The sequence below is a fragment of the Afipia sp. GW821-FHT14H12 genome (genome assembly GCF_058803465.1).
Genome location: NZ_JBXAOZ010000004.1, coordinates 167,222 through 182,009, shown reverse-complemented (window position 1 = coordinate 182,009; position 14,788 = coordinate 167,222). Strand labels below are relative to the sequence as shown.

The window sequence follows — 14,788 nt, the reverse complement described above, 5'->3', positions numbered from 1 at the left end:
CCACGAGCGCGATAGACGATCAACGACGATTCTGAAAGCGGATCGGTTCCCTCCCTGCACAAAAAGGCCCCAATGAAGTCACGACTGGTGCAGGAACACCTGCATCGTCTGCGGATTGTCAGGCATCGGCCGCATCATGCGGCCTTCGCTTTGACAGGAGACAGACCATGCGAAAGTCAGCACTCGTTCTTGCCGTCCTTGCCGGTGCGATGGCGGTACCGGCCGCTGCGCAGGCGCAAGGCATCATCGTGCGCGACGGCGCGACGACCGGCATGGTCGTGGATGAGGGTGGTATCGCCCCCGATCTGCAACCTCGCTTCCGTGAATATGTCGTGCAGGAGAATGTGCCGAACTACACCGTGCCGGGTCAGGTAATGGTCGGCGTGACGCTGCCCGAAATGGGCGTGACCTATTACGACGTGCCGCAGCAGTACGGCGCGCACCGTTACCGCTACAGCCGCGTCAACGACAACTATGTGCTTGTCGATCCGCAAACCCGCAAGGTCATTCAGGTGATCGAGTAAGTAACGGACGCTCCGAAATGGTGAAGCTGTCCAGCAACCGCTGGACGGCTTTGTTAATGGGCAATCCGGAAACTCAATCCTGAATCTTCGAGAAATCCGCAACCGCGCGCGTCGCCTCGCGGATTTCGTTCAGGAGCTTGAGGCGGTTTTCGCGCACCGCCTTGTCGTCGTCGTTGACTTTCACCTTGTCGAAGAAGGCATCGACCACCGGACGCAGCTTCGCCAGCGCGCCCATGGCACCCGCAAAATCTTCCTTCGCCACGGCAGCGCCTGCCTCGGCTTTCACCTGTTCGATGGCGGCTGCGAGATTCTTTTCTTCATCGAGCTTATAGAGCGAAGCCTCCGGCGCGCCGGTGAAGTTGCGCTTGTCCTTCTTCTCCTCGATGGCGAGGATGTTCGAGGCGCGCTTGGTGCCTGCCAACAGGTTCTTGCCGTCATCGGTATCGAGGAATTTGCCCAGCGCCTCGACGCGGCGCACGACCATCAACAGATCGTCCTGACCTCCGAGCGCGAACACGGCGTCCACGAGGTCATGCCGCGCGCCTTGCTCGCGCAACTGCACCTTCAGGCGGTCGGCGAAGAAGGAGAGCAAATCGACGCTACTTGCATCTACCTGACGGTCACCAAATGTCCGCGTTACAGATAGAGTAGCATTCATACCGATGAAGGCACCAACACCCGCGTTTTGAGCAGCCTGAATCTTTTTCTTGTTTTGAGCTTCGGTTACATCTTTGCGAAGCGTAACGAAGTGATCGGATGTTACTGAAGCCAATGGCAAACGTAGGCCATTCTCGGTAAGTAGCCTGATCACACCCAGCGCCGCGCGCCTAAGTGCAAACGGGTCTTTCGATCCCGTCGGCTTTTCATCGATCGCCCAGAAGCCGGTAAGAATGTCGATCTTGTCGGCCAGCGCCACCGCGATCGCAACCGGATCGTTCGGCACGCGGTCGTTCGGACCCTGCGGCTTGTAATGATCCTCGATCGCAGCAGCGACAGAAGCGTCCTCGCCCTGCGCCAGCGCGTAGTACTTGCCCATCAGGCCCTGTACCTCGGGGAATTCGCCGACGACTTCGGTGAGCAAGTCCGCCTTGGCAAGGCGCGCGGCGCGCTTCGTCTTCTCGACATCGGCGCCGACCAATAGCGCGATTTCTGCGGCCAGCCGTTCGATGCGCGCGATGCGCTCGGCCTGCGTGCCGAGTTTTTCGTGGAACACGATGTTCTCGAACTTCGGCAGCCGGGCTTCGAGTTTCGTCTTCAGATCGGTCTCGTAGAAGAACTTCGCGTCGCTCAACCGCGCGCGGATCACGCGCTCGTTGCCCGCGACGATGGCTTTGCCACCATCGATTGCTTCGATATTGGATACGAGAATGAACTTCGGCGCGAGCTTCCCGGTCTTCGGGTCGCGCACCACAAAGCATTTCTGGTTGGTGCGGATGGTGGCGCGGATCACTTCGCCGGGGATCGACAGGAAGTCCCGATCGAACGAGCCCATCAACGCGACCGGCCATTCAACAAGGCCCGCCACCTCCTCCAGCAAGGCTTCGTCTTCGACCAGTTCATAGCCCTGCGCGAACGCCAACTGCTTGGCATCGGCCAGAATAATGTCCCTGCGGCGCTGCGGATCGAGCACCACTTTTGCTGCTTCCAGCTTCGCGACGTAATCCTCAAAGCGGCGCACGGAAAATTCGGCGGGCGCCATGAATCTGTGGCCGCGCGTCGTCTGCCCGGCTTCGATGCCGCCGACATCGAACTTCACCACATCCGGGTCTTCGGTTTCGAGACCGAACGTCGCAATGATCGAATGCAGCGGCCGCACCCAGGTCAGTGCGCCGCGCGTAGCTGAGCCCGCGCCCCAGCGCATCTGCTTCGGCCACGGGAAGGTGCGGACGATCACCGGCAGGATTTCCGCGATGACATCGATGGCAGGACGGCCCGGCTTCTCGATCAGCGCGATATAAAAGTCGCCTTTCTTCGGGTCTTTCTGGATTTTCGCTTCGTCGAGCGATTTCAGGCCGGTCGCCTTGAGGAAGCCCTGCACGGCGGCATCCGGAGCGCCGACCTTCGGTCCCTTGCGCTCTTCCTTCAGATCGGGCTGGCGTCCCGGAAGGCCGTGCACGGTGAGCGCGAGACGGCGCGGCGTCGCGAATGCCTTCGCGCCTTCGTAGACGAGGCCCTCGGCGACGAGCTTGTCCGTCACCATGCGGCGCAAATCGTCCGCCGCCTTCGCCTGCATACGCGCGGGAATTTCTTCGGAGAACAATTCAAACAGAAGATCGGGCATCGCTTACACTCCGCCCGCTTCGGTGGCGATCCATGCCTCGCCGCAGGCTTTCGCCAGTTCGCGCACGCGCAGGATGTAGCTCTGCCGCTCGGTCACAGAAATCACGCCGCGCGCGTCCAGCAGGTTGAAGACGTGGCTGGCCTTGATGCACTGGTCATAAGCCGGAAGCGCCATCAGATGGCGCTCCTTCTTGCCATCGGCCCAGCCGGCTTCGAGATATTTCTTGCACGCGCCTTCGGCCATCTTGAATTGCTCGAACAACATCCCGGTGTCGGAGTGCTCGAAATTATGCCGCGAATATTCCTGCTCGGCCTGCAGGAACACATCGCCATAAGTCACCTTCTCGGCGCCCTCGCGTCCGTTGAAGTTGAGATCGTAGACGCGATCGACGCCCTGCACATACATCGCAAGCCGCTCGAGGCCGTAAGTCAGTTCGCCCGCGACCGGCGCGCATTCGACGCCCGCGACCTGCTGGAAATAAGTGAACTGCGAGACTTCCATGCCGTCGCACCAGCATTCCCAGCCGAGACCCCACGCGCCGAGCGTCGGGCTTTCCCAGTCGTCCTCGACGAAACGGATGTCGTGAAGCGCGGCATCGACGCCGATGGCCTTGAGCGATTTCAGATACAAATCCTGAATGTCGGACGGCGACGGCTTCAGGATGACCTGAAACTGGTAGTAATGCTGCAGCCGGTTCGGGTTCTCGCCGTAGCGGCCATCCTTGGGGCGGCGCGAGGGCTGCACGTAAGCGGCATTCCAGGTCTTCGGACCGAGCGCGCGCAGCGTCGTTGCCGGATGGAAGGTGCCCGCGCCCACTTCCATGTCGTAGGGCTGCAGAATCACGCAGCCATGGTCAGCCCAATAGCGCTGCAATGTCAGGATCAGGCCCTGAAACGATTTTTCGGGGCGCATGTGCGGCGGAAGCGTTTCCATCGGATATTCTGCAATCAGTTCAAGGGCGGCAAAGCCGGGCTGGCGCGGCGGACCGTATCGGCGCGGGGGTCAGGAATCAAGGAGAGGCCGCCGAAAACGGCCCTTATCACGCCATCGAAGGCGACTCGCGCCCATCATGCCTAATGGGGGCGGTATGTGCCCGTCTGCGGGTCGCGCCGGAGCCGGACCGCGCCGTTAGAATCAGAGGCCTCCTGCTCGCGAATCTCATCGAGTTCGCGATTGACCCGGCGGCCTTCCTTCGTCGCGAGCCGCAGCAGGGCGGCCCCGCCCAATACACCCAAAGCAATCAGAACCAGCGGCGGCATATGTCCCTCACACTCACAGTCCGTAGCGCGCCCATAATGCGCGCGTCTCCAGGGCGGAAATCAGGTCGTCGGCGAAGCCCGCGCCGATCATGGCCTCGGCGCCCGGCTTCCGGCCCGCGAGAGTCGAGAGCAATCCGCTCTTGGGCGCAATCACCGGCATGCGGACACGCTCGCCGTAACGCGCACGGAGCACGCTGCGCAGATCGCCGATCCCGTCCGCGAGCCCGAGCTTCACCGAGCGCTCGCCGGCCCAGTACTCGCCGGAGAACAGATAGCTCGCCTCACCCTGCAGCCGCACACCACGGCTGCGTTTCACCAGATCGATGAAGCTGTCATGGATCTCGCGCTGGATCGCCTTCAGCCGCGCAACGTCGTCCGGGCTTTCCGGCAGGAATGGATCGAGGCTGCTCTTGTGCTCGCCCGAAGTGTAGATCCTGCGCTCGATGCCGATCTTCTTGATGAGATCCTGAAAACCGAACGTGCCGCCGATGACGCCAATCGATCCGAGAATCGAGGACGAGTCGCAGAAAATCTCGTCGCCCGCGCAAGCGATCATGTAGCCGCCCGAGGCTGCGACATCTTCGACGAACGCCAGCACCGGAATTTTCTTCGTCTCCGCGAGTTGACGGATGCGCGCGTAGATTTGATGCGACTGGACCGGCGAGCCGCCCGGCGAATTGATGACCAGCGCGACTGCCTTGGCCCGCTTGGTCTCGAATGCTTTCTCGAGCAGCTTGCTGACGCCGGACAGCGACAGCCCCGGTCGCAGCGGGGTGACCGCACCGATGGTGCCGCTGAGGCGAACCACAGGGACCACCGCCCCGCGGAAATACTCCGGCAGGAAACGGGTCCAGCCGTCATTCAGCGCATTGTGATCGCGATCCTCAACTGTCATGCAACGTCCTTCGCATTAACGCCTTATTATCCGTCAAATGGCACTTAGGCGCCGTCCGGTACGCCACTTGCATTGCATACCGCGATAACGCCTCTGCCTGAGCTTCCGGCAAGGCCAGCCGAAAGGTGCTTCGATGAAAATCTATCTGATGGTGTTGATGATAAGCGCACTTTTCACGGCTATTCGCTTCACCTCTGTCCAAGATAAGCGCCCGAACTCGCTTCCGCAGTAAGCAGGACGCCTATTTTTCGCGCACCCCCAGCGCCGTTTCGCCGCAAGGCTCGGAACCGAGCGCTCCCCCTCGCAGCACATGCTCTGCCGCCGCTGTGGGGTGTCGCTGCCGATCGTTCAGAACCAGCCCTGGCAAAATCTGTAACGGACCCCGGCTTCCCTTGATCGCCCGCACCAGAACGCGGATCGCAACCGCATCCGGCTTCGGATAGACCGGGATCACCTCGACCGCGCCGAAGCCGCGTTCAAGCACATCCAGCACACGATCCAGTTCATCCGCCCGCCAGATCAGCGTGAGGCAACCGCCCGGCTTGAGAACGCGCCGCGCGGCCTTGCTCCAGACATCGAGCGTCTCGCCCGTATCGAGATGCGCCGTGCGCCTGCCTTCATCGGGCGAGGCACGATGGCGATCCGCCGCATGAAACGGCGGGTTCATCATCACATGATCGGCATGGTCCGGCGGCAAGCCCATGTCCGCGAACTGCGACGCCGACGCGCCGACATCGAGCAAGATGGCCCGTGCCGTGATGCCGTTCGCCGCCGCATTGGTTTGCGCAAGATCAACGAGCGCGGAATCGATATCCACCAGAGTGAGGTTTATGCCGTCGACTCGCCGCGCCAGTGCAAGACCCGCAGCCCCCGTGCCCGCCCCGAATTCGACGGCGCGCTCGCCCGCGCGTGCCGGGACGGCAGCGGCCAGCATGATCGCATCGTGGCCCGCGCGGTGGCCCCGCCTGAACTGGCGCAGGCGAAGCCTCCCTGCAAGAAAGGCATCCTCGGTCAGATCGTCAGAGTGGACCGGATCAGTTCCCATCGCGCAATTCGTGTCCCAGGCCGGCCTCGGTCAGCAGGCGGCGCGCAGCGGCATCATCGTTTTCGTGCACCAGAATACGGCGTGGAATCGCCCCGGCCGAGCCTTCCAGAATGCTCATATTGGCATCCAGCAGGAGATGCTTGATGTTCGCCCCATCGAGCAACGCCCCCACCGCCGACACCATGACTATATCGTTCGTCCTCAATAACTCGCGCAATCCTGCTTCCTCCTCACCGCCGGCCGGGGACGCTCTTGCCGTGGGACGCGGCAGTTTCTATTGTCCGGCCAGCCAGAACCGGGAGACCCTGCGTGGCAGTTATCGTACCTTTTGAGGGCCATTCCACCCCATCGATCGACCGGCTTGTCGCGCTTGTTGCCGACGACATGGCGGGGGTCAACACGACCATTCTGTCGCGAACCGGCTCCGAAGTCACGATGATCCCGGAGGTCGCCAACCACCTGATCTCCTCGGGCGGCAAGCGGCTGCGTCCGATGCTGACGCTCGCGATGGCGCAGCTCGCGGGCTACACCGGCGACGGCCATATCAAGCTCGCTGCCGCCGTCGAATTCATGCACACCGCGACACTCCTGCACGACGACGTGGTGGACGAGAGCGAACTGCGCCGGGGCAAGCTCTCGGCGCGGATGCTATGGGGCAACGAGGCGAGCGTTCTGGTCGGCGACTTCCTGCTCGGCCAGGCCTTCCGCATGATGGTCGAGGTCGGCTCGCTGCGCGCGCTCGACATTCTTTCTTCCGCCGCCGCCACCATCGCCGAGGGCGAGGTGATGCAGCTTGCGGCCGCGAAGAACACCGCCACCACCGAGGACGAATATCTCGCGGTGATCCGTGGCAAGACCGCCGAACTGTTCGCCGCAGCGAGCGAGGTCGGACCCGTGATCGCCAACCGGCCGAAAGCGGAGCAGACCGCGTCGCGTTCGTTTGGCATGAATCTGGGCATCGCCTTCCAGCTTATCGACGACGTACTCGATTACGGCGGCAAGGCCGCCAAGCTCGGCAAGAACGTCGGCGACGATTTCCGCGAAGGCAAGATCACCCTGCCCGTGGTGCTGGCCTTCCGCCGTGGCAACGATGTCGAACGCGATTTCTGGATCAGGACGCTGGAGCGCGGCGAGGTGGCCGACGCCGATCTCGATCACGCCATCGGCCTGATGACAAAGCACCGCGCTCTGGACGACACCATGCAGCGCGCGCAGCATTACGGCGCGATGGCCGTCGATGCGCTGGCGCTGTTTCCGTCATCCCCAATGAAGAGCGCGCTCGAACAGGTCGTCGCGTTCTGCCTCGCACGGTCGAACTGATTTAGCTGATTAGCTGAGCGTTCCCGCGTGGACCCACCATTGCGGATGGGTCAGTGCGATGGCTTGCGCGGCCCGATCGGCGGAAACGGCATCGTCATACAGCGCAAAACAGGTCGCGCCCGACCCCGACATCCGCGCCAATTGCACGCCTTGCGTCTTGCGCAAGGCCGCCAGCACTTCACCGATCACCGGTTGAACCCGCAGCGCAGGCGCTTCGAGATCGTTGACGCCACCCGATAGCTGGATGATCCATTCCCCGGCCGATGCACCCGCCCCCGGCAGCGTCACCGCTTCGAGAATTTCATCAACACCGACACGCAACTGACCCGCACGCAGGCCGAGCGCGGTGAAAACATCCTTGGTTGCGACAGCAACGCGCGGGTTGACCATTACGCAGGACAACGGTGGCAAATCGAGCATGGTCAGATTCTCGCCGACGCCGCCCATCACGCACGCATGCGAGGCGATGCAAACCGGCACGTCCGCGCCCGCAAGACGCGCCGCCTCGAACAGGCGCGCATCGTCGAGAGCGATCCCGTTCGCTTTCGCCAGTAGCCGCAACGCCGCCGCGGCATCCGCCGAGCCCCCGCCGATTCCGGCCGCCACCGGCAAATGCTTGTCGAGCGTGAAATGACCAAGCTTCAGGCCCGGCACCCGTTCGGCCAACAACCGGGCCGCGCGGATCACCAGATTGTCGTTGGCATCGCCGCACGCAGCGCTTCCCGGCCCGGTGATGGTGAGGCCAAGATCGCCCGGCTCCAGCGTCAGGCTGTCGGCGCAATCTGCGAAAGCAGCGATGCTGTCGAGATCATGGTAGCCGTCCGGGCGGCGGCCCAGAACGCGCAGCGTCAGGTTGACCTTGGCGCGTGCGATTTCGGTGAATGAGGCCATGCCCGTCTCTGGTTGCTGCCCGCGCCCGCCGCCGGCTTTCACATTCGCAAATCCATACCAAGACGCAGATGGCCGGGACAAGCCCGGCCATCCATGTTCAAAATCCGATTTTGCGGCGTGCTAGCCGCCTTTATCCTCTTTCTTCTTCTCATTCGCATTCGATGCCGCTGCAGGACCAGCCGGCAGGTCCGGCAGACCGTTGGCGATCTTCGCCTCGATCTTCGGCAGTTCTTCGGCCTCCGGCTTGAGGTCGCGCGCATGCGCCCACTGATACTTCGCCTCCAGCGTCCGGCCGACGCGCCAATAAGCATCGCCGAGATGATCGTTGATGGTCGGATCTTCCGGCTTCAGATCGATGGCGCGCTCCAGCGTCTTCACCGCATTGGCGTAGTCGCCGATACGGAAATACGCCCAGCCGAGCGAGTCGACGATGTAGCCATCATCGGGACGCTGATCGACGGCATGACGGATCATCGCCATGCCCTCGGGCAGGTTGATGCCCTGATCGACCCACGAATAGCCGAGGTAGTTCAGCACGTGCGCCTGCTCGGGCTGCAATTCCAGCGCCTTCTTCAGATCGGCTTCCGCCTTCGGCCACTGCTTGGAGCGCTCCTCGCAGATGCCGCGGAAGTAATACAGCACCCAGTTCGGCTTGGCCGCATCCGAGGCATCGATCGCCTTGGTATAGGTGCCGCTGCAATCGGCAAACTTCTTGCGCGCGCGCTCAATATTGCCGAGCGCCATCAACGCCTCGGTATCCTTCGAATCTTCCGCGGTGACCGACTTGAGGATCGTCAGTGCCTCGTCGGTGCGATCCACAGAATCGAGGTCCGTTGCCATCTGAATCTGCGCATTGCGCTTCAGCGGCGAATTTTCGGGCATGCGCTCGTAAATCCTGATCGCGAGCTGCGGCTTCTTCACCGATTCATAGAGATCGGCGAGAGACAGCAGCGCGAGCGGATGGTTCGGGTGCAGATACAGCGCAAGCTGCAGGTACACCAGCGCGAGGTCTTCGCCGCCGCGACGCGTCAGCGACGAGCCGATGCCGTACAGCGCCTCGGCCGCGCCGGACTGCGGCGTATCGATCTGCGCCGGCAGCTTCTTGCCGGCTTTCAGATCCTTCAGCGCGTCGACGATCAGGGGATGACGCGGCACCTTCTTGTCGAAGGTTTCGAACAACTGCGCCGCCTCGGCTTCCTTCTTGTTGCGCGACATCCAGCGGCCATAGGCGTCGACGATCCGCAATGCGGTGTCATCGAGCTTGTAGGCCGCCTCGAAACGAACGCCCGCATCCTTCTGCCGGTTGGCAAGTTCGTCGATCAGGCCGGCGTGGAGATTCTTGAAGATCGGATACCATTCCGGCCCGGTGAGTTTGTCGATATTGGCAAGCGCGGCGGAGGTGTTGCCCGCGCCCTGCATCGCGTAGCTCGACAGCAGCGTCGCGACGAGATCGGTGATCGGGCCGCGCACCGACTGATTGAAGTTCTGCTGCGCCGCCGAGTAGCGTTTCAGCTTGAGGGCGTGAACGCCCTCGACCAGCCGCGCCACGCGATTGGTCTTGTCGGTCGCGAGAATCTTGCCTGCGAGCTTGACGGCCTCATCCATCTCGCCGTCGGCGACGGAGGAGATGAAGGCGCGATCCAGCAGATCGGCGTTCTTCGGATCGGACCGAAGTGCCGCACGGTAGAATGACGCGGCGACGCCCGCATCGCGGTCCGCACTGGCATGGCGGGCGGCGAGATAGCTGCCTGCGGGACTGAGGCCCTGCAGATCGCGCGCGGTCGGATAAGCGGACAATCCGTTATCGATCGTGGGTGTGGTTTCGGCGAAGGCGGATGATGCAACCGGCGCGACGATCATCGCCGCCGCCATCGCGGCAGCAAGCGCCACGCGAGAAGAACGAGTTGAGAAATTCACGCGCACCGTCTCCGTCAGGATGGATTGAAAACGCAAGGCCGCCCGGGCGGCTCAGGGCAGCGCACAATGGCCCGTTTAGATGCCGTCCGCAAGGATTCGGAAAGTCCCTCGGGAACGTTCCAGCAAAGATGGCTGCATCGTGGCGGCGCCTAAAATGGCAAAACTATGCCGGCTCCGCTCCTGCCTCCTGCAACCGGGGCCACTGCCGTCAGAAGTTCTTCACCAGGAGGGTCACCCCGGACACCACCAGCGTCAGGTAGACGAGGATCAGCAGGCTCTCGCTCTTCAATCTGTCGTGAAGATAATGGCCGAGTTTCACCCCGGCGAAGCAGAACGGCAGCGCCATGAGCCACCACAGCCAGATATGGGCGTTGTTGTACAATCCGCCGATGCCGAAAACGCCGAGCCGGACAATGGCCGTCAGAACCAGCAGCCCGAGAATGGTCGCGCGCAACTGGCTCTTGTCGAAGATGCGGCCCGAAAGATAGGCGACGTAAATCGGACCGCCGGTTCCGAAGGTCGCGGACAGCGCCCCTGCCAGCAGGCCGAGCGGCACCGCGACGAACTTGTTCAGCTTCCCCGTCTGCTGCTTCGCCACGAGGCGATAAAGGCCGTAAGCGGTAATGAGCACGCCAAGCGTGAGCAGTAGAATCCGTTCGGGAAGGAACACCAGCATGGTCGCGCCGCCGATCATGCCGATGATCGTGGTCGGCAGCAGCGCGATCAGTTCCCGGTAGTCCGCGTCCTTGCGGAACTTGGTCATGTTCCACAGCACGAACACGGTATCGAGCAGCGCCACCAGCGGCACGAAAAACCGCAACGAGGCGATCATCGCCAGAAACGGCATCGCAATCATGCTCTGGCCGAACCCGGTGATACCGAACAACGTATAGGCGCCGAACAGGATGAAGGCGGTGAGCCCGAAGGACGTCACGTCATGCATTTCAAGCATCACCGCTGCTCACATGCCCTGATAATTCGGCCCGCCGCCGCCTTCCGGCGGCACCCAGACGATGTTTGCGTTCGGATCCTTGATGTCGCAGGTTTTGCAGTGGACGCAGTTCTGCGCGTTGATCTGAAAGCGCGGGCCGTCCGGCCCATCAAGCCATTCGTAGACTCCTGCGGGGCAATAGCGGTTCGAGGGTCCGGCGAAGACATCGTGCTCTGACGATTTCTGCAGCGCCATGTTCAGCACCTTGAGATGGACCGGCTGGTCCTCCTCGTGGTTGGTGTTGGACAGAAACACCGAGGACAGCCTGTCGAACGTCACCTGCCCGTCGGGCTTCGATGCTGCGCGCGGCTTGTAGTCGCGCGCGGGATGCAGGCTCGCGGCATCGGTCTTGCCGTGGCTCAGCGTGCCGAACAGCGAGAGGCCGAGCAGCGTCTGCGTCCACATGTCGAGGCCGCCGAGCACGACGCCGAGCACGGTGCCGAACTTCGACCACAGCGGCTTGACGTTGCGCACGCGATTGAGATCGCGCCCGACCGATGACAGCCGCCAGCCGCTCTCATATTGCACAAGCTCGTCGTTCGCCCGACCCTCCGCCAGCGCATCCGTGACATGCCGCGCGGCGATCATGCCGCTGCGCATCGCGTTGTGGACGCCCTTGATGCGCGGCACGTTGACGAAGCCTGCGGCACAGCCGATCAGTGCCCCGCCGGCAAAGGTCAGCCGGGGCACGGACTGAAAGCCGCCCTCGGTGATCGCGCGCGCGCCATAGGACAACCGCTTGCCGCCTTCGAGCGTCGGGCGGATCGAAGGATGGGTCTTGAAGCGCTGGAATTCCTCGAACGGCGACAGATACGGATCATCGTAATTGAGATGGACGACGAAACCGATGGCGACGAGATTCTCGCCATAGTGATAAAGAAACGAGCCCCCGCCGGTCTTGTTGTCGAGCGGCCAGCCGAACGAATGGCGCACCAGACCCGGTTGATGCTTCGCCTTGTCGATCTGCCAGACTTCCTTGAGCCCGATGCCGAATTTCGGCGGCTCGCTGCCACTGTCCAGCGCGTAGCGGGCGATCAGCTGTTTGGTCAGGCTGCCGCGCGCGCCTTCCGCAAACAATGTGTACTTGCCGAGCAGCTCCATACCGCGCGTGAACGAGGCCTTGTGCGAACCATCGCGCGCCACGCCCATGTCGCCGGTGGCAACGCCGCGCACTTCGTTATGCTCGCCATAGACGATCTCGGTCGCGGCAAACCCGGGATATATTTCCACGCCGAGCGCTTCGGCGCGCGCGCCGAGCCAGCGGCACAGGTCGCCGAGCGAACCGATATAACAATGATGATTGTTCATCAGCGGCGGCATCAGGACATTCGGCAGCCTGATCTCGCCGTTCGCCGTCATCCAGGCGAAGCGGTCTTCGCTGACGCGTGTTTTCAGCGGACAGTCGTCTTCATCGCGCCATTCGGGAATGAGGTCGTCGAGCCCCACCGGGTCGATCACCGCGCCGGACAGGATGTGCGCGCCGACCTCGGAGCCTTTTTCGATCACCACCACGCTGAGCGCGGGCTCGATCTGCTTGAGACGGATCGCGGCGCTGAGCCCTGCGGGGCCCGCGCCGACGATGACGACATCGAACTCCATGGAGTCGCGGGGCTGCGGCTCATCGCTCATGTGGGGCTCGGCTGGTCCTGCGGGCAAGCGGGGATGGAATGTCTCTAAGAAGTGTTGTTGACGATTTTCGCAGGGAGAACAACCCTGTCGAAAATCATGGTACCTGTGCGCGCTCCAGAGTCCGTTATGTGGAACGGCAAATCGGGACTCTCATTCCCCGCCCGGACGCTTTAACATTGGCCCCATGATTTCCGAGCGCCCCCCAACCCCGCACGAGTTGCTGGCCTTCTATCTGGAAGCCGGGGTCGATTGCGCATTGGCCGAAGAGCCCTTCGACCGCCTGTCCGAGATCGAGGCGGAACCGGCACCCGCGCCGCGGCGTATCGTGCCGCTGACGCCCGCGCCGGCCCTCACCGCCACGCCGCAGACCGACCTCGCGCCTGCGCCCGATGCCGCCATCGAATCGGCCCGCGAACTCGCGCCGAAGGCCAAGACCCTTGAGGAATTACGCGGCCTCCTTGAGGCATTCGATGGCTGCGCACTGAAGGCAACCGCAACCAAGCTGGTGTTCGGCGACGGCAACCCGCAGGCCCGCGTCATGTTCGTCGGCGAAGCACCCGGCCGCGACGAGGATCTTCAGGGCATTCCCTTCATCGGCCGTTCGGGCAAGCTGCTCGACCTGATGCTGGCCTCTATCGGACTCGACCGCACCAAGGCCTACATCGCCAACGTCATTCCATGGCGGCCGCCGGGCAACCGCGACCCCTCCCCGCACGAAACGCAAATGTGCCTGCCCTTCATCAAGCGGCAGATCGAGTTGGTCGACCCGGACATCGTGGTGTGTCTCGGCAAGCCGTCGTCGCAAGCGGTGCTCGACTTGAAAGACGGCATCATGAGGACGCGCGGCCGCTGGTTCGACTACAACACCGGCACGCGCACCATCCGCGCGATGGCGACCTTCCACCCCGCTTACCTGCTGCGTCAGCCGATCTACAAGCGGATGACGTGGAAAGACCTGCGCACAATCCAGTCTGCACTCGCGGCGAACGCGAAAACTTAAGTGCGCCTCAGGCGATCGTCCGCATCACCGCCACATCGCGGCGCGGCGGCGCGCCGAACATGCGGGAATATTCGCGGCTGAACTGCGAGGGGCTTTCATAGCCGACCCGATAGGCGGCGGTTGTCGCCGTCACCGCATCGGCGAGCATCAGCCGCCGCGCTTCCAGCAGACGCAACTGCTTCTGGTATTGCAGCGGCGTCAGCGAGGTCAGGGCCTTGAAATGCTGGTGGAACGAGGACGGGCTCATCTTTGCGGCGGCGGCCAGTTCCTCAACAGAGATCGCGCGCGCGAGATCGTCACGCAGCAGATGGATCGCCCTGCTCAGACGCTCGGTGTGGCCATCGGGCGAAGCCAGCCGGCTGATGCTCGCGCCATGCGGCCCGCTCAGCAGCCAGAAATAAATCTCGCGCATCACGGATTTGGCCAGCACCGGAATCGCCGCAGGCATATCGAGCAGATTGACGAGCCGCAGCACGCTGTCGGCAAGCGAGCCTCCGATATCGTGAACGAGCAACGCCGGACCCTCCCTCGCTGGTTTCGGCGGATCGTCGAATTTCTCGAGCACCTCGCGCAGCAGCCGCAGATCGAATTCGAGGATGAGCCCCAGATAGGGCGTGGCCTTGCTGGCGCGGGTCACGCCGCCGCGTACCGGCATCTCCACCGTCACCACCAGCGCCTGCATCTCCGCGTAGGCGATGGCGTCCTCGTCCAGCAGGCTGCGCTTGGCGCCCTGCGCGACGATGCACAGCGCGGGCTTGTAGAGAATGGGATGCGGCAGCGTCTCGGTGGACGAACGCGTCAGGGTCAGCCCCCCAATCGCGGTGTCGAAAAAGCCGTCCTCGCGGCTGATCGCATCAATGTGGCGGGCGATACTTTGCTTCAACGACATCTGCACGGCGGCCTCCGGACCGGGCCGCCAAGATAGGCGGTCCGCTGCGACGGGGAAAGCGGATTTGGAGGATCAGGCAATAAACTCGGAGACACCGGCATTCCTGCGGGTCACCCGTGGGATTACACAAGGGCCCATCAGATGATG

General features: G+C 62.9%; 14 protein-coding genes. 3 read left to right on the top strand and 11 right to left on the bottom strand.

Annotated elements, in window-relative coordinates; translation table 11 throughout:
- The first annotated feature begins 167 nt into the window (after positions 1-167).
- Positions 168-524, top strand: a complete 357-nt coding sequence (locus AC1RNA_RS16495; protein WP_009340392.1) for a DUF1236 domain-containing protein — start codon at positions 168-170, stop codon at positions 522-524.
- A gap of 73 nt (positions 525-597) precedes the next feature.
- Here the strand turns inward: AC1RNA_RS16495 and glyS are convergent, their stop codons facing one another.
- The 6 genes from glyS to AC1RNA_RS16465 form a co-directional block, all read right to left on the bottom strand.
- A complete protein-coding gene (gene glyS, locus AC1RNA_RS16490) occupies positions 598-2,805 on the bottom strand; it encodes a glycine--tRNA ligase subunit beta (RefSeq protein WP_492951780.1) in 2,208 nt (735 codons plus the stop codon).
- 3 nt (positions 2,806-2,808) lie between these two features.
- Entirely contained in the window at positions 2,809-3,717 is a 909-nt protein-coding gene (locus AC1RNA_RS16485; protein ID WP_492951788.1) for a glycine--tRNA ligase subunit alpha, read from the bottom strand.
- A 161-nt stretch (positions 3,718-3,878) separates the two neighbouring features.
- The gene (locus tag AC1RNA_RS16480; protein ID WP_009340389.1) at positions 3,879-4,064 is read right to left on the bottom strand and encodes a hypothetical protein; all 186 of its coding nucleotides are present in this window, start codon (positions 4,062-4,064) and stop codon (positions 3,879-3,881) included.
- A gap of 13 nt (positions 4,065-4,077) precedes the next feature.
- Positions 4,078-4,959, bottom strand: a complete 882-nt coding sequence (locus AC1RNA_RS16475; RefSeq protein ID WP_492951779.1) for a S49 family peptidase — start codon at positions 4,957-4,959, stop codon at positions 4,078-4,080.
- Between the two features lie 241 nt (positions 4,960-5,200).
- Complete coding sequence (locus AC1RNA_RS16470) at positions 5,201-6,004, bottom strand: tRNA1(Val) (adenine(37)-N6)-methyltransferase (RefSeq protein ID WP_492951778.1); 804 nt, start codon at positions 6,002-6,004, stop codon at positions 5,201-5,203.
- Positions 5,994-6,221, bottom strand: coding sequence for a putative signal transducing protein (locus AC1RNA_RS16465; RefSeq protein ID WP_040298501.1), 228 nt, complete (start codon positions 6,219-6,221; stop codon positions 5,994-5,996). Before AC1RNA_RS16465 ends, AC1RNA_RS16470 begins: the two co-directional genes overlap by 11 nt.
- A gap of 92 nt (positions 6,222-6,313) precedes the next feature.
- Between AC1RNA_RS16465 and AC1RNA_RS16460 the strand changes: the two genes are divergently transcribed.
- Positions 6,314-7,324, top strand: a complete 1,011-nt coding sequence (locus tag AC1RNA_RS16460; protein WP_009340385.1) for a polyprenyl synthetase family protein — start codon at positions 6,314-6,316, stop codon at positions 7,322-7,324.
- A gap of 9 nt (positions 7,325-7,333) precedes the next feature.
- Here AC1RNA_RS16460 and AC1RNA_RS16455 read toward each other — a convergent pair whose 3' ends face one another.
- The 4 genes from AC1RNA_RS16455 to AC1RNA_RS16440 all read right to left on the bottom strand — a co-directional run bounded on the left by AC1RNA_RS16455 (position 7,334) and on the right by AC1RNA_RS16440 (position 12,752).
- Positions 7,334-8,215: a 4-(cytidine 5'-diphospho)-2-C-methyl-D-erythritol kinase gene (locus AC1RNA_RS16455; RefSeq protein WP_492951777.1), complete on the bottom strand. Its 882-nt coding sequence runs from the start codon at positions 8,213-8,215 to the stop codon at positions 7,334-7,336.
- A gap of 120 nt (positions 8,216-8,335) precedes the next feature.
- Positions 8,336-10,087 (bottom strand): tetratricopeptide repeat protein, encoded by a 1,752-nt coding sequence (locus AC1RNA_RS16450; RefSeq protein WP_492951787.1) that lies wholly within the window; start codon positions 10,085-10,087, stop codon positions 8,336-8,338.
- A 253-nt stretch (positions 10,088-10,340) separates the two neighbouring features.
- Positions 10,341-11,084 carry a sulfite exporter TauE/SafE family protein gene (locus AC1RNA_RS16445; protein WP_009340382.1) on the bottom strand — a complete coding sequence of 248 codons (744 nt, stop codon included), beginning with the start codon at positions 11,082-11,084 and terminating at the stop codon, positions 10,341-10,343.
- Between the two features lie 9 nt (positions 11,085-11,093).
- Entirely contained in the window at positions 11,094-12,752 is a 1,659-nt protein-coding gene (locus AC1RNA_RS16440; RefSeq protein WP_048756715.1) for an electron transfer flavoprotein-ubiquinone oxidoreductase, read from the bottom strand.
- 184 nt (positions 12,753-12,936) lie between these two features.
- Here AC1RNA_RS16440 and AC1RNA_RS16435 point away from each other — a divergent pair, with 184 nt between their 5' ends.
- A complete protein-coding gene (locus AC1RNA_RS16435) occupies positions 12,937-13,752 on the top strand; it encodes a uracil-DNA glycosylase (protein WP_492951776.1) in 816 nt (271 codons plus the stop codon).
- 7 nt (positions 13,753-13,759) lie between these two features.
- Here AC1RNA_RS16435 and AC1RNA_RS16430 read toward each other — a convergent pair whose 3' ends face one another.
- Positions 13,760-14,647, bottom strand: a complete 888-nt coding sequence (locus AC1RNA_RS16430) for an AraC family transcriptional regulator (RefSeq protein ID WP_492951775.1) — start codon at positions 14,645-14,647, stop codon at positions 13,760-13,762.
- Positions 14,648-14,788 lie beyond the last annotated feature (141 nt).